We start from the raw sequence: 18,303 nt of genomic DNA, 5'->3' as shown, positions 1-18,303 counted from the left end.
CGACCATCTTTGATGACTTTTTTATGGTCGATGTCAGCTTGTATTGCATTTGGCTGATGAATCCTTGTTCAATGCGTTCTCCATGGTTTTTATCGCATCAGTTTTACTGCCATGAGTTTGGCTTGGGCCTAGTCGAGATTTCTTGCCTCGTGATAGTTGCGTACTTGTTTAATCCTGTTGCTCTCGATGCCTTGGGTCGTCGTTTCCCATGTTGCTCGCCATCCTTCACCGGGTGAACTCCCATGGCTTTCCTTGCAACTGCTGTGATTCCCGATGCTCAGATGGATTCTGAGATAACTGAACAGTGACACGTCACCTTGCAGTCACTAGCTCATGGCTCCCATTGATTTAGACAGCACTAAGGCTTTGTGTTCGTTCTTCGCCATGTGTTCCTGGAGATCCACGGTCTCTCTGCTTGCCGTCCCATTGACAATGCTGCTGTATCCCTCGGTTTCATCGGCTGCTTGGGCTGAGGTGAGTGGACCTCGTTGCAGTGGCACTGTGTTGCAGCTGAGTGTGCAGGAGCAAGGCGACACGCGCACCGACCGTTTTCGTTTCACGCTGCGTCTGGAGGCTGAAGCATCCAGCACTGCTGCTGCCCTCGAGCAGCTCAATGGTCGGCTCGCCCGTGTTCGCACTGATCTCACCCCTTTGGCGCTGGGTGGTCTGGACGTGTCTGCACCCAGCACATTCCCCATCAATCGTTCGCAGTCGTCTGATCGCTACCGGGCGTCCACAACCATCCGAGGCTCGGTCAGTCGCAGCAATTACGACACGGTGATTCAGCGGGCCGGTCGCCTGCCAGGGGTTCGCCTCCAGGGCATGACGTCCCTGGCTTCAGCGCAGGGCCAGACGGAGCTGGAAGAGCGCCTGCTCAAGCGGGCCTTGGATCGTGGTCAGTCGCAGGCGGCGAGCACGGCTTCAGCCCTGGGGCTGTCCCAGGTGAAGCTGTTGCGCATTGATCAGCGCAGCCAGCCCGCACCCCGTGAGCTGGCGATGGCGGCAACCGCCGCTCCCCGCTTCAGGCCTGGGGAGGCCCCACTCCCCACAAGGACTCTGATGCTCACCCTCGATTACTGCCTCTCATAACCCGCATTAGGCTGGTTTGGGTGGAGACCCGTCGTCGGTATCACTCCAGTTCTTTCGGATCTGACTTTCTTTTCAGTTCAACAGACCTGGCTCTGAATTTGGAGGTATCGGCCTCTCCCTTACAGACGCTGCTGACGTTCTTGCTCAGGTCAAATTTGAACTTGCTGACGCTGCTTCCACTCCCTCCATGCCAGCCGTGGCGCTGTCCAGAGAGTGATCAGCACGAGAGGAGTGACTGGAACGGCGGAGATCACAATGAAGGCCTGGAGGGCATTGATCGAAGTGCTGTCCCCCAGGCTGGTACCGATGCGCAGCAGCACCAGGGTGAGGCTGCCAATCATTAGTGCCCAGAACAGCCGCAGCAGTGCAGGTGGCTTGCGTTGGGCACTCACCACCATGGCGGCGGCGTAGCTCATCGAGTCGGCGCTGGTGGCCATGAACAGCACCACCAGGATCAGGCCCACAGGAATCAGCAGCCAGGGGAGTGGCAGCTGGCCAAGGATGGCGAGCAGAGCGCCAGCTTCGCCGCTGGCAGCCAGTGGTCCAGTGATGGCTCCCGGATTGCTCAGCTCCAGTTGCATGCCTGTGCCCCCTAGCAGCGTGAACCAGAGATTGGTCACGATCGGGCAGAGGATCGCGACCGCCAGCACCAGTTCACGAAGGGTTCTTCCCCGGCTGACGCCAGCGGTGAACAGCCCCATCAAAGGGGCGTAGCCCAGAAACCAGCCCCAGTAGAACACCGTCCAGCCATTCACCCAGTTGTCGGGCCCACGGTTGGCAGCCAGGGCCATCGGCACCAGGTTTCTCACGTACAGCGTGAAGGAACTGGCGAAGTGCTGAATCAGCCAAAGACCTGGTCCCAACAGAAGCAAAGCCGCGGCTAGGCCGAGCGTGAGCCAAACGTTCACTTCCGACAGCCATTTGATGCCCCGTTGAATTCCGCTCACCGTGGAGGTGGCAAACACCGCGGTAAGAAGTATCACCACTAGCGATTGCAGGCCTGCACTGTCGCTGAGGCCCGGAAGCATGCCCGCGGCGTTGCTCAGCTGCAGGGAAAGAAAACCGAGGGGCCCAACCGTGCCGGCAATGGCAGCCACCACAGAGAGTCCGTCGGCGATGTCTCCAAGCGGGCCTTCAACCCACCGATGGGGAAGCAGTCCCACCAGAAGAGTGCGCGGCCGCAGGGATTCACCGCGTTGTTCCTGGATCGAAAGTGTGATCGTGACCGTGGTGGCGACCAGTGCCCAAGCCAGGAATCCCCAGTGCAGGAAGCTGACGGCCAAGGAGGGATCGACAGCTGCCGCTGTGGAGCCTTCAACGTTGCTGAAGTAGGGCGCCGGCGTGCGGAAGTGGAACAGTGGTTCGGCCGCTGACCAGAACACACCTCCACCGGCGAGCAGCGTGCAGATCAGCACGGCGCACCAGTCGAAGAATTTCAGGCTTGGTTTGGCATCAACGCCTCCCAAGCGCAGGCGTCCCACTGGGCTGATCGCCATCACCACGGCGATCACGAACAGCACCAGCACCATCCATTGCCAAAGGCTGCCCAGGGAGTCGCTAACGATTGCTCTGCCCGAGCTGGTGAACTCCTGGGCCAGTTTCAGGTTGACGGCCGCCAGCACCAGAAAGGCCAGCAGTGGGCCTGCTCCGATCCAGAGGGGTGGGCGACGCCACCAGGGCCTTGGTGTACTTGAACCGTCGTCGAGATTGGTTGGATCGCTCACGGACAATGCTGAATCGAAGAACTGGCGGGTTGCGCTTCAGGCGCGCACGGCTTCGCGCTGGTGACCCCAGCAGGAGAGATCCACGGCTGGTGATTCTCCGCAAGCCAGTCGGGCAAGGGAATCCCCAACCAGAGGGGCGAACTTGAAGGCTTGGCCGGAGCCTCCGGCGAACAGGCTGAGCTTCGGCGAGAGGCGATCGAGAACGAAGTTCACATCGCTCGCCATGGAGTAAGGACTCATCACCGTCTCCACCCGTTCCTGTACACCGTCGAGTTCGTTGAATAGGAAGCTGTCGAGTAGTTCGACCAGTCGAGCCGGCGGTTCACTGCACATGGCATTGGGTTCGGCGACCCGCAGCTCTTTTGGAGCCCAGTCGATACCGGCCTTGATCCGCGGACGTCCATCCGCGGTGCGGCTGAGGACAGGGAATCCGTAGTACAGGCCACCATCGTCGCCGCGTTCCCGTTGGAAGCAGAACCATTGCGGGTAGCGATCCGCCAGGGACGGATCAACGGTGTAGTGCGCCCACAACATTGGCCAGATCTCGAGCTTGGGTGAAAGCCCGAGCGGAGCCAGCAACAGATCACTCCAGATGCCGCATGCCACCACCACCTGATCGGCGGCGATGTGATGACCGTCGGCCAGAGTCACGCCGCCGCCGTCGGAATCAATCTCCTTGACCGGAGTTCCCTCCAGCAGGCGATGCCCCGCCTGTTCCACTGTGCGTCGCCAGTGGGCGATCACCTTGTCGCTGCGCACGGCCCCGGCGGTGGGTTCGAACAGACCGGTGAAGTCTGGTCTGGGTTTGAGCGGAAAGCGTTCGGCGATCTCCTTCGCGCTCAGAGCCTCATAGGGAATGTTCTGTTCATCCATCACCCGTCGGGCGCCAGGGATGGACCCCTCGATGGTTTCTTCATCCCAGCTTTCGCCGTAAAACAGCAACCCGTGGGTTTCCCTCAGGCGCTCCCCGGCGTGCTGCTCTTCTTCGCGCCAGAGCCGATTGGCTTCCTGGGCCAGACGGCAGAGCACCGGGTCGGAATACATCTCCCGGAACATCCTGGTTTCACCGAAGCTGCTGGCCCGTGCATGGGCCAGGGTCTTCGCTTCCAGAAGCACCACATCACGCACTCCTCGCCGTGCCAGAGCTGCTGCACAGCTCAGGCCGGCCATGCCGCCACCGACGATTACGACCTCGGCCTTGACAGGCATTGGTGGCTGGCTCATTCCGCGTCTCCGAAGCTCAGGCCGATCGGATCATGTTCACGTTCTGCGGCCACTTCCACGAGGGCAGCCCCCACCGACAAGCCCTGATCACGCTGATTGAGATAGTTGGTTGCGCGTTGGTGCACTTCCTGGCGAACGAAGGCATAGACATCGTTTGCACCCGCTCCTTCCCAGGCGTCCGGTGAAAAGCGTTCGATTGAATCAGCAATCACCGCACCGGCATTCACCAGCGGGTCGGGAAGCACCCGAATGCCGCGACGGCGCAGCTCGTCCGCGAGCTGGGGGTGCTGGAAGGGGGCATTGGCGGCTGGTACCACTGCAGCAACCTTGAGGGCGGACGCCATCTCTGCGTTGATCAACCCGGAAATGGAGCAGGGGATCAGCAGATCCACCTTGATCTCCCACCAAGGGCAATCACTGGGCAGGGGAGTGGCTCCGGGAAAACTCGCCCGCGCCCGGTCAAGATCGGCGGTAAACACGGTCCAGCCGTGTTGGACCAGCACGCGAGCCACTGTGCCTCCCACGGCGCCGCAGCCATGCACGAGAGCGCGGCCAGGGGTTGCTTGGCTGAGCTCGGCCTCCAGCACGGCTTCAACGGCGCCCAAGGTGCCGTGGGCCGTGGCCGCACTGGCGTCGACCGGGCTTCCCACAGCGGCCAGCACATGGGGGGTGAGCGCCGTCAGACGCTCCATGTCTTCCAGGCTGGTGTTCAGATCACAGCCGGTGATCATGGCGCCATCGAGGGATTCGAGCAGGCTGGCGGTGACTTGGATCAACTCGTCTTTCACAGCGGCCGGCTCAGTGGCCCGCGCCACGATCTTGCCCCCGGCGAACCCTGTTCCGTAGAGGTCATGCTTGTGGGTCATCAGTCCTGCCAGACGTTCACCGTCGGCGATGCACGCTGCGTCGCTTGGATAGTTGAGCAAGCGCAGTCCGCCATTGGCGGGGCGCGCGGAGTCGGTGTCCTCTGCGACGACAAACACCGACAGGTGATCGGAGACATGCTCAGCGAGCACCGACACGGTCGGCTTGGTGTGGGTTGTGGTTGTCATCAGGCCACTTTCTCCATCATCTGGTGGTGTTCGACGTAATCAAGGCTCCATTCACTCGGAGCATCGGCGATTCGTTGCTGGAGGCGCTCATAGACCAGGTCCGCGGCTTTGTCGCCAGCGGCACTGGCGAAGCTGTGTCGACTCCAGCTGCGGATCGTGGCCATCAGGCCCGCCGCGAAGGTGGCCGTGTCGCCATCCTCGTTCCAGCGCCTGCGGTAAGGGCATTTGACATACACCGTGCGCTCATCCACCAGACGCAGGCCGTTGCGGTAGGGCGCTGAGGATTCATCCTTCAGCGGCGCCATGAATTCGTCAGGGGACTTGTAGAAGTTGAGCACCGTGCCGCTGCGGTACTGCTCCTCATTGATCACTCCCTCGTCGGCCAACCCACGCCAGATCTGATGCAACTGGTCGTGCACATTGCGAGTCTCCCCGCCGTTGTGTCCGAGATAGCGGCCTTCATGGTCCCGTGACAGGTTCACAGTCAGCAGACGACCACCCACGATCAGCTCACGGCTGCGCAGTTCGAGCACGTAGGTCCAGTCCTTGAGGGCCTGGCTTGTAAACCGCTGCAGAGCGTCGGCGTCGGCCGAGGCCAGCACGTGCGTATGGGTATCGAGCGGTCCGGGCGACTGGCTCAGCCAATGCATGGCTGTCGCAGAAAAGCCGAAGCTGATGGTGTTGGGACCGACAGAGGGCTCGTAAAAACTTCGGGCACTCACCAGAACGGTGGGCTTGGGCTCCCTGGGAATCTGCAAAGCCAGGTTTTCGGCCAGGGCCACGTTGTCGTTGCTTGGCAGGTCGTTGCCGATCAGCGTGAGGTGAGCCTGCGGCTGATTGGCGTGCAGGCGATCGAGGATCTGGTTCCAGAGCCCTACGGCGGTGCCTCCATCGGCTGCTCCGTAATCGATCAGCACGTGGCTGTCAGATACAGGAAGTTGATCCACACAAGTCAGGGCCCAGTCCGAGGCGGCTTCGATGCAGAGGAGAGCGCCTTCGGTCTGCGCGCTGTAACCCGTGGTCATGGCAATGGCCATGGACCTCGTCAGCGACAGCGTTCACGGTACAGGACACTTCTGTCAGGACTTCGTGACATAGGTCACCCCGGTGGCCTCAGGCCTTGAAGAGGAGTTGCCGCAGCTGGGGTTCCAGCAGGGCGAAGGCCCGGCCCCGGTGGCCGTGCGCTTTCTTCTCGGGTGTGGACATTTCGGCGAAGGTGCTTGCGGTGCCATCCACCTCGAAGATCGGGTCATACCCGAAGCCCCCCTCGCCCCTGGGGCTTCGCGTGATCTGTCCTTCGCAGCGCCCCTGCACCTCAAGCAGCACACCATCGCCAGGTGCCGCCAGACATAAGGCGGCACAAAAATGCGCGCTTCGGTCGTCGTGATCTTGTAGGGCCTCGAGCAGTCGGCTGATGCGTTGCGGGTCAGTTGGGGCATAGCGGGCGGAATGCACCCCAGGGGCTCCGTTGAGAGCGTCAACGCTCAAGCCAGAGTCGTCGGCGAGGGCCCAGGAATCGGTCGCGTTGGCGACGGCTATGGCTTTCAAGCGGGCATTGGCCGCGAATGTCTGACCCGTTTCCTCCACCTCCAGCCCTTCTGGTTGGGCGGTGATCCGAAGCGGAAGACTGCTCAGAAGGTGTTCGAACTCACGGATCTTGCCGCGATTGCCACTGGCGATCACCAACGTTCGCGGGGACGGACTCATGCTGCCTCCGCGAAGCTGCGGGCCCAGGCGAGCACTTCGGCTACACGCCCAGCGTCCGGCGCCTCGCAGTAGAGGCGCAACAGCGGTTCGGTTCCAGAGAAACGGAGCATCAGCCAATGGCTTGGGCCAAGTCGCAGTTTCACGCCATCGGTGGTTATCACCTCCTGAACGGCAACACCAGCCACCGTCTGCGGTGGCTGGTCCCCAAGCAGTGCCTCGAGGCGGCGGCGCGAGTCCATGTCGGGCAGGCGCAGGTCGAGGCGGTCGTAATGGCTAGCCCCTCCGCAGCGATCCCGCAACGCCGCGAGGCGTTTCCCCAAAGGCTGGCCGCCCGCAACAAGAGCCTCAAGAACCAACATCGCTGCGAACAGGGCGTCCCGTTCCGGTAAGTGCATGCCGAAGCCGACGCCGCCGGATTCCTCGCCGCCGATGAGTACCTCTCCGCTCAGCATCTCGGCAGCGATGTATTTGAAGCCAACGGGCAGTTCGAGCACGGTTCGACCGAGATCCTCGGCAACCAGGCGCATCAGATCAGAGCCGCTCACGGTCTTCACAACAGCGCCAGGTAGTTGTCTCGACCCTGCTAGATGGTCGATCAGAAGCGGCATTAACTGCTGGGTGCTGCAGAAACAACCGGTTTCATCTACCGCTGCGATCCGGTCGCCATCGCCATCAAACACCAGGCCCACAGCTGGATGGCCAGATTGCGTGGAGGCCTGTACGGCGGCGATCAGCTGTTTCAGGTGAGGGGCCAGAGGTTCCGGCGGGCATCCCCCGAAGAGAGGATCTCGGAGGCTACGGATCTCGGAAACGATCCCGTTGGCCTCGGCACCCAGGAGCTCCTGCACACAGCCTGCGGCGGAGCCATGCATCGGATCCACGATCACTTTCAGGCCCATGGAGTTCAGGCCCTGGGTGATGGCGCTCAAATCGAGCTTGTTGCGCAGCCCTTGGAGATGCTCGTTCCGAGCATCAAACCGTGGCAGGTCACCAGGAATAGGAACAGTGATTCCACCGGCGGCCAGGCGCTGTTCCACCGCAGCCGTGAAATCACCCTCCACGGAGCCGCCGAAGGGCCCTTTGATCTTGAGACCCAACCATTCCGGTGGGTTGTGACTGGCGGTAATCACGAGGGCTCCAAGGGCCTGGCGCTGGACCACAGCCCAGCTGCAGGCGGGCGTGGGCACCGCTGTGCTTGTCAGCAATGGATCCAGCCCAGCGCCGCGTACTGCGGCGGCGATCGCCTCGGCCAGCTCCGGTGCCAGAAAACGTCGGTCATAACCGATCACCACCGTTCGGCTTTTGTGGTCCTCAGGCGCCTGATAGGCCAGTTCCCGAGCAGCTGCAGCTGCCACCTGCAGGAGCCGTTCCACGGTGATGTCCACCCCAAGAATTCCGCGCCATCCATCAGTTCCAAAACGGATCGGTGCTGCAGTTAAAGGAAGAGGAGCCGACGCCATAGGAAGCCTGCGATGCATTGGATCTAGCAGCTGGCCGCCGTAACGTCGGCCCATGGGTGACACCCCCTCTGCTGACAAGCCGCTTACAGATCGTCTGCTGCGCAGCTGGACGCGCTGTCGGCGTCGCGCCTGGCTCGATCGCCATGGCGACGACCGGCAGCGGCTCTACACAGCCCACCGAACCCTCCAGCTCGACGATCAGCAGCGCAGTTTTGTGGCTCTCTTGGCCAAGAAGCCTGGCCATGGACTGCAGGCCTGTGCGCAGGGTGAGGCCGGTGTGGTGGGGTTGCGGCTTCGCTCTACCACCCGGGATGGTCTGGCTGTTGAGGCTCATCCCGCTCTGCTTCAACGTCGAGCGGGCTCCAGTCGTTGGGGATCTTTTGTCTACCGACCTGTGCTGGCACGGCAGGGGCGACGGCTGACGCGCGAACACAGACTGCAGCTGGCCTTGGCCGGGCGTCTTCTCGAACGGTTGCAGCAAGCACCTGTCCCCGATGGCCTTGCCTTGGCTGGATCCGGTCGTCGCCTTGAGCGGGAAACAGTGCCGCTCGGTGGTGGACTCCAGCATCAGCTGGATGAGTCCCTGTCCAAGCTTGCGACGGATCTGAGTCGCCCCACTCCGCCGGCTCTGGCGGCGGACCGACGCAAATGCACGTTGTGCTCATGGCGTGGCGTGTGCAATGCCGACGCCGCCCGTGAAGGCCATCTCAGTGAAGTGAGCGGCATCGGTGCCAAACGCCGGGAGATGCTGATGGAGATTGGCATTGAAGGCTTGGCGGCTCTGGCCGACGCCGATCCGGAGCGGCTGGCGCTGCAGCTCGAGCGGTTTGGTGAGCAGCACGGTGCTGTGGCGGCACCTCTGGTGGCGCAGGCAAGGGCCCAACGCGATGGATGTGCTGAGCCACTGGCTGCACCACCAGTCCTTCCGGAACTGGCTGAAGCGCCTGGGGTGCTGTTGTATGACATCGAATCCGATCCTGATGCCCGCGACGATTTCCTCCATGGATTCGTGCGCTTGCCAAGAGGACTGGATGGTCGCTGGGATCCCTCGCTGGCGACTTATCACCCTTTGCTGGCGCTGCAGGAGCACGGGGAGGGGGCCTGTTGGACGCGTCTCCAACGGATGCTGCGGCTTTACCCCGATTGGCCCGTGCTCCATTACGGAGAAACCGAATCCCTAGCGCTGCGTCGCATGGCCCAGCGTCAGGGGATCGGGGATGGGGACCTGATGGCGTTGCGACGTCGGCTGGTGGATGTTCACGAGAGATTGCGCCGTCATTGGCGCCTGCCGCTGAACAGCTACGGGCTCAAGACCGTGGCGGATTGGCTTGGCTTCCGTTGGGGACAGACAGGCGTGGATGGAGCCCGGGCACTGCTTTGGTGGCGGCAGTGGCGGGGAACCGGCCCGGGGGACCGGGGCCACGTGCAGGCTCTGCGCTGGATTTTTGCCTACAACCGGGATGACGGTATGGCGACCTGGGCGGTGGCCGCCTGGTTGTTGGCGCAAGACGAAACGGAGCGGAAGGCTTAACGCCCGCTTGGTGGATCTTGAAAGGCTCCGGGGCGCTGCAGCGTCAAGGTCAGTGGATGGGGTCGGGACTCCGTGGTTTCGCTCTGCAGTTCCTCAGCCTCGAGCGCTTGTCGTCGGATCAGGGCCAGCCCACACTGGGGTTCACACGCGTTGGGATGAGCAACGCTGGTGATGCGTCCGGCTCGTTCACCGTTCAGGGTCAGCCCATCCCCTGGCTTGAGCTCTGCAGCCACTGGATCTGCGCATTGCCAGGAGCGCAACTGCTGTTTCACCGCACCGCGAGATCCCAGTTTGGCCAGGGTCTCTTGGCCCAAATAGCACCCCTTCTCGAGGTTCACCCACCCCGCCAGGCCCAGCTCAAAGGGATTGGTGTCGCCATTGATCTCTTCGGCGCCGAGGGGCCAGCCCTGCCGAAGCCGCCAGCGCTCCAGGTCGGCCGCGGCGCACGCTTGCGTTCGATCCCATGGCGGAGGAGGGACGGCGGCGTCATCCAGCCACAGCACGGTCTCCGGGCCTGGTGCTTGATCGCTACTCAAGTGCTGCAGGCGCCTTTGCTGTCGCGCTGGACCGAGCCTGACGCGGTCCGCTGGGAAGATCACACGATCCAGGCCTTTGGCCAGATGGTCAGAGTTTCCGTTGAGCACAAGCACGTCGGCGCCTTGATCGTCGAGGCGCAGCTCCAGCAGCGCCTGCACCCGGCCCGTGGCATTGAGCCAGCACGCCTGAAGCAACTGCCCTAAGGCTGCGCCGTCCACCCTGGCGCTTGTCTGGCCATGCAGGAATCCCGCGGAGCCCGAACCCTCGAGTCGGATGACATCAAAGTGTGCGTCCCAGAGGAGGGCTTGTGGTTTCGATCCATCCATCGTCAAGCCGTCAGCTCCTTGGCGCGGGTTGCCACCTGGTGCAGTTTGAACAGGCTGACCAGCTCGAGATCGGTCGCGGCCATCGCGGCGCTGCCCCCTTCCTCACGATCCACGATCGTCACAACCCGACTCACGTTGTACCCAGCCTCACGCAGTTGCTGCACGGCTTTGATCGATGAGCCCCCGGTGGTGACGACATCTTCCAGCACCGTGACGCGGGCGCCTGGCTCGGGCAGAGGCCCCTCGAGCCAGGCGCCAGTGCCATGGCCCTTTGCCTGTTTGCGCACGATCAGGGCATCGAGTGCACGACCTTGCTGCGCGGCTGCCATCGCCACACCGCTCACCAGGGGATCAGCACCGAGGGTGAGTCCCCCCACTGCAACGGCCTCTATGTCCACCAGCGCGAGCATCGCTGGACTCAGCAGGGCCAGGCCGCTGCCACTGAGAGCGACGGGCTTGCAGTTCACGTAATGGTCGCTGCTGCGGCCGGAGGCCAAGGTGAAGTGTCCAAACCGATAGGCCTCCCGCGCCAGGCGGTCGAGAAGAACATCGCGATCCATGGATGGGTCGGAACGATCGGTCATGGGGGGCTGGTGCACGGCGAATCCTCTGCCTAGTTTGCGCGCAGAGTTGCCTCCGTTCCGTGGCCAGGCGTCGCCCCAGCCCATTGCTTCTGTTCATTCCTCTGGCCCTGTGTCCCAAAGGAATGGCCAGACCCATGGTCTGCACCACAACTTTGGAGGCACCTGCAGGGATCTCGGCTTCGGCTGAGGCCGTCGCCCAGCAGCCTGTGGAGGTGACTCGATGTGCCCCTGTGGAGGCCACCGAAGCCCTGGTGGAGCGTCGTTTCTACACATGGACGTCGTCTTATGCCCGAGGGGTCGACCTCCTACACCAGGTCACCGATTTGTTCGGAATCGCGCTAGCTGGGTCCGATGGCCAGCGATTGATGGGCCTGGGGTTCCCTGATCAGACAATCATCTGGGATGGATCTGCACTGCAGAACACCACCCGAATCCTGCTTGAAGAGCAGAGCGCACCGATTCCCTGGCGCACGGTTGATTTATCCAATGGATTTGGCAGCAGTCTGGCGGAGGAGATGCAGCAGCCCCCGTCCGTGCTCAAGCCGTCACCAAACCCCTTTCCTGCTGTTCGGGCTCTGTGGTAAGACCTCAATTGTGGGGGTCTAGCAATCTGGTGAATGCAGCGAACTCATAATTCGCCTAAGGCGAGTTCGATCCTCGCGACCCCCATCCCCTCTCCCGAATGCGCCCCCTTCTGCTGATCGCGCTGCTGGTTCTGCCGGCTCTGTTTTCAGCAGCCGAGGTGGCGCTGCTGAGGCTCAGACCGAGTCAGGTGCATGAGTTCAGCGAGCAAGGTCGCCCCGGTGCTCAAGCCCTGCAAAGGCTGCAGCGTCGCCTGCCGACAGCGCTGCTTATGACCCAGTTCGGTACGACGCTCTCCCTGGTGGCGCTTGGCTGGACGGGGCGGGGTTTCGGTCAGCGCTGGTGGCCGCTTGATACGCCCGCCGGTCGCTGGTGGGATCTCGCCTGGTTCCTCGTACTAGTGGTGATGGCCACCTTGCTTGCGGGGCTGTTGCCCCGGGCCTGGGTGCTGAGTCGTCCCGAATCCTCAGCGCTGCAGCTAGGGCCAGTGCTGGAGGGAGCGATTCGGGCGCTGCAGCCACTGCTCACGATCCTCGATGCTCTGGCCACACTTCTTCTGCGACTCGCCGGCCTCAGCCAGCGCTGGGGAGCCACCGTCTCCGCGCTGTCGGCCAGTGAGCTGGAGACCTTGATCGAAAGTGGCGGTGTGACAGGACTCAAGCCCGATGAACGCAACATCCTTGAGGGTGTGTTTGCTCTGCGCGATACCCAGGTGAGAGAGGTGATGGTTCCCCGCTCAGGGATGGTCACCCTGCCGGTTGAGGTTCGTTTCGCTGGGTTGATGGAGGCAGTGCATCGCACCCGTCATGCTCGTTTTCCCGTGATCGGTCAATCGCTCGATGACGTGCGTGGTGTTCTCGATCTCAGGCGCCTTGCGGAACCGATCGCCCGGGGAGAACTGAAGGAAGACTCTTCGTTAGAGCCCTACCTGATGCCTGCTGAGACCGTTCTGGAAACCAGCAACCTCGCTGAGCTCTTGGCGATCATCCGTTCAGGCCATCCCCTTCTTCTCGTTGTGGATGAACATGGCGGCACGGAGGGCCTGGTCACCGCCGCTGATCTCAATGGCGAAATCGTCGGCGATGAGCCAGCGGAGGAGACCGATGAACCCGATCTTCAACCGGTGGAAGGTCAACCGGGGACCTGGCTCGTCGCAGGCGACTTGGAGATCTTCGAGCTGAACCGCCAGCTGGCACTTGATTTGCCAGAGGCCAGCGACCATCACACTCTGGCTGGTTTTTTGCTGGAGAAGCTTCAGCACATCCCCTCGCCAGGGGAAGCACTGCGTCATAACGGGCTCCAGTTTGAGATCTTCGCCATGGCGGGCCCCCGCATCGTGCGGGTGCGCTTGGTGCTTCCAGACCAGGAGGTTTCCACCCAGGATTCTCCAAATCCAGAAGAGCTGTAATTCCGTTTCACTAACCGTTCAGTCGATCAACGATAATCAGCGCGTTCGCGCAGGCTCGTTGATGACCGACACCATGGTTCCGGTGAAGGTCGGCGTGATCGGCATCGGCAACATGGGCTGGCACCATGCTCGCGTTCTCAGCCTGCTGAAAGACGCTGACCTGATCGGCGTGGCCGATCCGGATGAGGCCAGAGGGGCGCTGGCCAGGGAGCAGTTCGGATGTCGCTGGTTCGCTGACTACCGCGACATGTTGAGTGAAGTTGAGGCCGTTTGCATTGCCGTTCCGACACTGCTCCATCACTCCGTGGGTCTGGCCTGTCTTGAAGCCGGTCTGCACGTTTTGATCGAAAAGCCCATCGCTGCAAGTCAGGAGGAGGCTGCCGCTCTGATTGATGCAGCGAGTAAGGGCGGACGTCTGCTTCAGGTTGGTCATATTGAGCGGTTCAATCCTGCCTTTTGTGAGCTCACCAAAGTGGTGGCCAATGAGGAGGTTGTTGTGTTGGAGGCACGCCGGCACAGTCCCCACGCAGACCGCGCCAATGATGTCTCCGTGGTTCTGGATCTGATGATTCACGATCTCGACCTCGTTCTTGAACTCGCCGGTTCGTCTGTGGTGCATCTGTCCGCGGCCGGTGGTCGCAGTTCTTCAGGTCCGATCGACTACGTCAATGCCACGCTCGGGTTCGAGAACGGAGTGGTGGCCAGTCTCACCGCCAGCAAAATGAGCCACCGCAAGATCAGAAGCCTTAGCGCCCACTGCCGCTCCAGCCTGGTGGAGACGGACTTTCTCAATCACAACTTGCACATCCACCGCCGCGCCCACGAGTGGTATTCGGCTGACCATGGTGAGCTGCTCTACAGAAATGACGGGTTCATTGAGGAGGTGAGCACCACCTCCATCGAACCCCTCTACGCCGAGCTCGAGCATTTCTTGCAGTGCGTGCGAGGCCAGGAAACTCCAGCGGTGGATGGGCAACAGGCCTCAAGGGCCTTGCGATTGGCTGATTTGATCGAGCAGGCGGTCGAACAACCTGGTGTTGGCATTCCGCTTGAGGCGCCGATCTGAGTTGGGTCTCCCTCGCCTCAGGGGCTCAGGTCAAGTGAGATTGTCCTGATCGGCGAGCTGACGCAGGGCCTCGATCTGCCAGTGACGGCAGAGGGCAGGGGATGACCGGTAAAACTGATCCCATGCACTGGCTTTGTGCTGGGCGTAATCAGCTTCCGTTAAGTCGGGGTGGGTGGCGTGCCATCCAACGCGAACGGCATGACCGATCACCACATCCAGCGCGATGTCGTCATCGATCTGGATCTTGGGATTGGCGGTGGTAAAAGCCATCAGTGAGAGCAGACTTTCCGTGCACAGTTGCCGGTACTCGGGCGCGGTGATTCGGCTCAGAAGATGTTCAACTTGGATCGCGAAGTTGCGCTCGCCGGGTGTTTTCTCCAGCAGGAGGGCACTGGTCAGGCGATTGCGGCGTTCAAGTTTGTCTCCAATCACCAAGCCCCGGCAGTGGTGAAGAAGCGACCAGATGCCTGCGTAAAACTCCTTGGGGACTTGCTGGAGGGAGCCAAGACGGATGCGATGTTGGAGCCAGTCATTTCCACCGGGACCCGTTTCAAGGGGGGCCGGCACACTCCATTGCACCGTCCCGCGCACATGCAGCAACTCCCGCCGCTGCAAGGCGTCGCGGGCATGATCGACATCCTCCAACACCGTACGTAGCCGTTGGCCAAGGCGGTGCGGCGGTTCATCACACACGGCTTCGAAGGCTTCGTCCTGGCTGAGTTGTCGTTCAGCAGCAAGCTCAGACGTGAGCAGTAGCAGCAACTGTCCGAGCTGGAAGGTCAGAGAACCTCGGATCATGTCCGGTTCGCGCCGAGCGATTCCGTCGAGCGCCAGCAAGAGTTCCTGCTGCAGCATCCACTCGCGACCGTCACTGCCGCATGTTTGCTCGATTAGGGCTGCAATCTCGTGGCTGGACACGGGAGTGCTCAGTCGTGAAACCTTGGTGTAATTCCGTCCAACCACCACCTGCTTCTGCCGGCTGAGCAGGTCGATGAGTGCATCGTCGAGCTGCGGGTGAACGAGTCCCATGGCACCGGCGCAGCGACGGGCCACGTTCCAGTCCTCCTGCTGCAGCCCCCGTCTGTAAATCTCTTCCAGCAGGGTCTTGATCTCAACCGGAGCACCCTGGGGGCCGCTCAGGATCGATGCGCTTCCCAGCCTGCGCGTGAGTAACTCCAGTACTTCGGCCTGCTCTCGCAGGGAGTTGCTGGACCAGAGACGGCGCCGCAGCTCCTCCAAGGATGTGTCGTCCAGCTCCTGTTCCTGGGCAGCGGTGAGATCACTCAGATCTGTTGAGGCCCGCAGCAGTTGTTTGGCACTGGGGGCGGCGGGTAGACCGGCGGTCCCCAGCGAACCCGGCAGTTCATGCCACTGGGCGCTGGCCGCCAGGGTTTCTAGGGTTGCAAATTCCACACTCACTTCCTCCACGGAACCACTGCCGAGGCGCTCTGTAAGGGCGAGCAGATGCGTGTCACCCCGCTCCAGCAAGGAGGCTTGCACCGGAATCAAGAGCAGGGGTGAGCCAGGCCCCTGCCAGTGTCTCTGCAGCAGATGCAGCTCGTTCACCACACTGTCCACCAGGTGTCTGGGATCGTGACTGAGGTAAAACGTTCCCTCCTCAAGGACTGCGGGAAGGAAGGCCAGCTGCCTCTCACCCAGTCGGTAGAGCCTTGCGCTGGCAGCAGTCTCAGGTCGCAGAGGTGGATGACCGCTCAGGCCGAGAGCCTCGTCCACGCCGACAGCGCCCAGGTGTTGCCGCAGTGCATCGGAGCTCAGAACCTCGATCCCTGCAGTCTCTAAATCGCAGACCGGAAGGCCCAGCTCCTTCAGCCGCGAGGCCACGGTGGAATCGTTGGGTACCAGGCAGACCAGCACCGACTCGGCGCCAAGAACGGACGGCAGACGTCGGCCGCAGGGATCGAGGTCTGCCGCCTCGATCAGCCCATCCATCAGCATCTCTCCAAGCCAGGCCAGGCTCTGCGTCCAAAGCAGGGGGACATTGTCATTGGCGACCCGTTTCTGGCTCCCTGGGACTTGGCGTTCACGTTCCAGGGCTTCGGCAGGAACGAGGTACAGCTCCGGGTAAAGCATCTGGCCGTTGCGTTCCACGCGTAGAGCTTCCAGGCGATGGCGCCACTGCCTGGCTTCATCCCAGCGCTCCTCAAAACAGGCGGTGACCAGTTCATACGCCAAGAACAGGGGCCACTCCGACTCGACCCCCTCAAACGTGGCCAGTTCATCGCATTCGTAGTGCAGTCGGGTGATGTCTTCCACCACGGTCTGGTGGCCGTCGCGCCGGAAGCGCTTGTACCCATAGAGACCGCCCAGTTCCCTGCGGATGCGTCGGGCCGTGCGTTCGACGAGCTCAGGATCCTCGAGAGCCCAGGCGGGATAGCCGATCACCGAAAGGCAGGCGCTGTCCACTTCTTTGCTGGCGGATTCGCGAGGGAGAAGCCCTTGCAGCGCTCGCCGGAGACGCACCACCGCACCATGGGGGATCAGGACGGTCACGCTGCCATCGCCGTGCGCGGCAAAGAGATCCACGCCGTCCAGAGCCTCTAGGGCCGCCTTCGCCATGCCGATCGAGCTGGCATTGCGTTCTGGCAGTCCGTGGTTGCCCTTATCTCCCCGTTCCCAGATGCCGTAATCGGGGGTCTGGTAAGCCCGGGCGACGTAATAAACCAGGTTCTGAATGAAGGCCGCTTCATGGCGGTTGTGGATCACGGCCAGGCCACTGCGGCTCAACTGGGCCAGTTGGAGCAGAAAGAGTGATGTGGCATCCAGCTGGAGGTGCCCCCAGCCGTCATCGGGCACCACCGGTTCACCATTGCGGCTGTCGTACTTGGCATGGAGTGCATCCAGCGGATCCAGGCTGTGCTTGAAGCGTTCAACCTTTTCCGCTTGTCGCATCATGGCGCTGAGCAGTCCGCGCATAAGGTCGACCACCCGCTGCTCCAGTTCCCAACTGCGTTGGCATGGGCCTAGGAGTTTGCGGTGGGCAATGGCTAGTCCCCAAACGCACTGGATCGAGTACACGCAGTCGCGAACCCAGGCATCGCCGTAGTTGCCATGAACGGTGTGAGCTGTGCTCGCCGGAAGGAGTCCGCTGAGAGGGTTCTGCCGTTGCAAGACCACGGCTTCAATGGCGCTGTCCAGGTGCTGCAACTGGACCAGCTTCTCTTGGTCATTCCCGGCAACCGGATGGGACAGAACCATGGCCTCGCGTTCGACCGGACTTAGATTCTCACTCGGAGCCGTTTCGGAGATGGAAACAATCAGCACTGGCCCGCGAGATCGCCGTCGCTGCCACGTTCTTGGGGTTCCTGTTGACGCTTGCCGGGACGTGGCGGCTGCTGCCATCGGCCTGCATGGAGAGGGTGGCGGTCAGATCGTGACGCTCAATGCTGAGATGACGATGCGGGCCCGTCAGGACGCAGAACTGGGTGCGGTGATCGCCCAGGCCGACCTGGTGGTTCCGGATGGAGCGGGAGTGGTCTGGGCCTTAGGTCGCCAGGGGGTCAGGGTGCGTCGCAGCCCTGGAATTGAGCTGGCTTGGTCACTGCTCAGCTATGCCGAAGCCCATCACTGGTCCGTCGCCCTGGTGGGTGGTTCACCCGAGGTGATGGAGTGTTTGAAGACCACGCTGGCTCGGAGCCATCCCCGCTTGAGGTTGCTGATGGCAGAACACGGATTTCAAGCGTCAGATGCTTGGCCAGCTTTGGAGTCTCGTCTGCGTGGTCTGCGGCCTGATCTCGTGCTGGTGGCTCTTGGTGTGCCCCGTCAGGAAGTCTGGGCGAAGAGCATGCGTCAGTCCCTTCCAGGTCTCTGGATGGGTGTGGGCGGCAGCTTCGATGTCTGGTCCGGTCTCAAGCAGCGCGCACCGGAGTGGACCAGTCGTCTGCAGATGGAATGGCTGTTCAGGCTGCTCCAGGACCCATCACGCTGGCGGCGTTATCTGGTGCTCCCCCAATTCGCTTGGGCTGTGCTTCGAGCCGGCGGTCGCCGGCGTTAAC

Annotated in this window: 15 protein-coding genes and 1 tRNA gene; 7 read left to right on the top strand and 9 right to left on the bottom strand. The window is 62.1% G+C overall.

The genetic code is table 11. The annotated features are described in order from the left end of the window. Positions 1 to 432 precede the first annotated feature (432 nt). Positions 433 to 1,089 carry an SIMPL domain-containing protein gene (locus WH7805_RS07245; protein ID WP_232198976.1) on the top strand — a complete coding sequence of 219 codons (657 nt, stop codon included), beginning with the start codon at positions 433 to 435 and terminating at the stop codon, positions 1,087 to 1,089. Positions 1,090 to 1,238: 149 nt separating this feature from the next. Here the strand turns inward: WH7805_RS07245 and WH7805_RS07240 are convergent, their stop codons facing one another. From WH7805_RS07240 to WH7805_RS07215, 6 genes are all read right to left on the bottom strand, one after another. Beyond that, positions 1,239 to 2,813, bottom strand: coding sequence for a BCCT family transporter (locus WH7805_RS07240; protein WP_038005205.1), 1,575 nt, complete (start codon positions 2,811 to 2,813; stop codon positions 1,239 to 1,241). A gap of 36 nt (positions 2,814 to 2,849) precedes the next feature. Continuing rightward, positions 2,850 to 4,037, bottom strand: a complete 1,188-nt coding sequence (locus WH7805_RS07235; protein ID WP_006042372.1) for an FAD-dependent oxidoreductase — start codon at positions 4,035 to 4,037, stop codon at positions 2,850 to 2,852. Beyond that, on the bottom strand, positions 4,034 to 5,089 hold the full coding sequence (locus WH7805_RS07230) for a Glu/Leu/Phe/Val dehydrogenase dimerization domain-containing protein (protein ID WP_006042371.1): 1,056 nt from the start codon (positions 5,087 to 5,089) through the stop codon (positions 4,034 to 4,036). Before WH7805_RS07230 ends, WH7805_RS07235 begins: the two co-directional genes overlap by 4 nt. Beyond that, the gene (locus WH7805_RS07225; protein WP_006042370.1) at positions 5,089 to 6,126 is read right to left on the bottom strand and encodes a hypothetical protein; all 1,038 of its coding nucleotides are present in this window, start codon (positions 6,124 to 6,126) and stop codon (positions 5,089 to 5,091) included. The genes WH7805_RS07230 and WH7805_RS07225 overlap by 1 nt, the downstream gene beginning before the upstream one ends. A 76-nt stretch (positions 6,127 to 6,202) precedes the next feature. Then, on the bottom strand, positions 6,203 to 6,796 hold the full coding sequence (gene rdgB, locus WH7805_RS07220) for an RdgB/HAM1 family non-canonical purine NTP pyrophosphatase (RefSeq protein ID WP_006042368.1): 594 nt from the start codon (positions 6,794 to 6,796) through the stop codon (positions 6,203 to 6,205). Beyond that, a complete protein-coding gene (locus WH7805_RS07215; protein ID WP_038005204.1) occupies positions 6,793 to 8,256 on the bottom strand; it encodes a phosphoglucomutase/phosphomannomutase family protein in 1,464 nt (487 codons plus the stop codon). The genes rdgB and WH7805_RS07215 overlap by 4 nt, the downstream gene beginning before the upstream one ends. Before the next feature lie 52 nt (positions 8,257 to 8,308). On the opposite strand from WH7805_RS07215, the gene WH7805_RS07210 reads away from it, so the two are divergent. Continuing rightward, a complete protein-coding gene (locus WH7805_RS07210; RefSeq protein WP_006042366.1) occupies positions 8,309 to 9,787 on the top strand; it encodes a TM0106 family RecB-like putative nuclease in 1,479 nt (492 codons plus the stop codon). Here the strand turns inward: WH7805_RS07210 and WH7805_RS07205 are convergent. Further along, positions 9,784 to 10,656, bottom strand: a complete 873-nt coding sequence (locus WH7805_RS07205; RefSeq protein WP_006042365.1) for a folate-binding protein YgfZ — start codon at positions 10,654 to 10,656, stop codon at positions 9,784 to 9,786. The genes WH7805_RS07210 and WH7805_RS07205 overlap by 4 nt on opposite strands. Further along, on the bottom strand, positions 10,653 to 11,234 hold the full coding sequence (gene pyrE, locus WH7805_RS07200) for an orotate phosphoribosyltransferase (protein ID WP_038005200.1): 582 nt from the start codon (positions 11,232 to 11,234) through the stop codon (positions 10,653 to 10,655). The genes WH7805_RS07205 and pyrE overlap by 4 nt, the downstream gene beginning before the upstream one ends. A 59-nt stretch (positions 11,235 to 11,293) precedes the next feature. On the opposite strand from pyrE, the gene WH7805_RS07195 reads away from it, so the two are divergent. From WH7805_RS07195 to WH7805_RS07185, 4 genes are all read left to right on the top strand, one after another. Beyond that, positions 11,294 to 11,818, top strand: a complete 525-nt coding sequence (locus WH7805_RS07195) for a hypothetical protein (protein ID WP_369776000.1) — start codon at positions 11,294 to 11,296, stop codon at positions 11,816 to 11,818. A 12-nt stretch (positions 11,819 to 11,830) separates the two neighbouring features. After that, a tRNA-Ile gene (locus WH7805_RS14395) sits at positions 11,831 to 11,903 on the top strand. 13 nt (positions 11,904 to 11,916) lie between these two features. Then, positions 11,917 to 13,224, top strand: a complete 1,308-nt coding sequence (locus tag WH7805_RS07190; protein ID WP_006042362.1) for a hemolysin family protein — start codon at positions 11,917 to 11,919, stop codon at positions 13,222 to 13,224. 61 nt (positions 13,225 to 13,285) lie between these two features. After that, positions 13,286 to 14,290 (top strand): Gfo/Idh/MocA family protein, encoded by a 1,005-nt coding sequence (locus WH7805_RS07185; RefSeq protein WP_006042361.1) that lies wholly within the window; start codon positions 13,286 to 13,288, stop codon positions 14,288 to 14,290. Positions 14,291 to 14,320: 30 nt separating this feature from the next. Here WH7805_RS07185 and WH7805_RS07180 read toward each other — a convergent pair whose 3' ends face one another. Further along, positions 14,321 to 17,506, bottom strand: a complete 3,186-nt coding sequence (locus WH7805_RS07180) for a glycoside hydrolase family 15 protein (protein ID WP_006042360.1) — start codon at positions 17,504 to 17,506, stop codon at positions 14,321 to 14,323. A gap of 49 nt (positions 17,507 to 17,555) precedes the next feature. On the opposite strand from WH7805_RS07180, the gene WH7805_RS07175 reads away from it, so the two are divergent. After that, on the top strand, positions 17,556 to 18,302 hold the full coding sequence (locus tag WH7805_RS07175; RefSeq protein ID WP_006042359.1) for a WecB/TagA/CpsF family glycosyltransferase: 747 nt from the start codon (positions 17,556 to 17,558) through the stop codon (positions 18,300 to 18,302). The last annotated feature ends 1 nt before the right edge of the window (position 18,303 follow it).

The sequence above is a fragment of the Synechococcus sp. WH 7805 genome (genome assembly GCF_000153285.1).
In the GTDB taxonomy this organism is placed as follows: domain Bacteria; phylum Cyanobacteriota; class Cyanobacteriia; order PCC-6307; family Cyanobiaceae; genus Synechococcus_C.
This window is presented reverse-complemented; position numbering and strand designations above follow the sequence as displayed.

Coding starts and splice junctions, on each gene's coding strand:
- WH7805_RS07245 (WP_232198976.1), top strand. CDS start 433: ATGCTGCTGTATCCCTCGGTTTCATCGGCTGCTTGGGCTGAGGTGAGT.
- WH7805_RS07235 (WP_006042372.1), bottom strand. CDS start 4,037: ATGAGCCAGCCACCAATGCCTGTCAAGGCCGAGGTCGTAATCGTCGGT.
- WH7805_RS07230 (WP_006042371.1), bottom strand. CDS start 5,089: ATGACAACCACAACCCACACCAAGCCGACCGTGTCGGTGCTCGCTGAG.
- WH7805_RS07225 (WP_006042370.1), bottom strand. CDS start 6,126: ATGGCCATTGCCATGACCACGGGTTACAGCGCGCAGACCGAAGGCGCT.
- rdgB (WP_006042368.1), bottom strand. CDS start 6,796: ATGAGTCCGTCCCCGCGAACGTTGGTGATCGCCAGTGGCAATCGCGGC.
- WH7805_RS07215 (WP_038005204.1), bottom strand. CDS start 8,256: ATGGCGTCGGCTCCTCTTCCTTTAACTGCAGCACCGATCCGTTTTGGA.
- WH7805_RS07210 (WP_006042366.1), top strand. CDS start 8,309: ATGGGTGACACCCCCTCTGCTGACAAGCCGCTTACAGATCGTCTGCTG.
- pyrE (WP_038005200.1), bottom strand. CDS start 11,234: ATGACCGATCGTTCCGACCCATCCATGGATCGCGATGTTCTTCTCGAC.
- WH7805_RS07190 (WP_006042362.1), top strand. CDS start 11,917: ATGCGCCCCCTTCTGCTGATCGCGCTGCTGGTTCTGCCGGCTCTGTTT.
- WH7805_RS07185 (WP_006042361.1), top strand. CDS start 13,286: ATGACCGACACCATGGTTCCGGTGAAGGTCGGCGTGATCGGCATCGGC.
- WH7805_RS07180 (WP_006042360.1), bottom strand. CDS start 17,506: ATGGTTCTGTCCCATCCGGTTGCCGGGAATGACCAAGAGAAGCTGGTC.
- WH7805_RS07175 (WP_006042359.1), top strand. CDS start 17,556: ATGGAAACAATCAGCACTGGCCCGCGAGATCGCCGTCGCTGCCACGTT.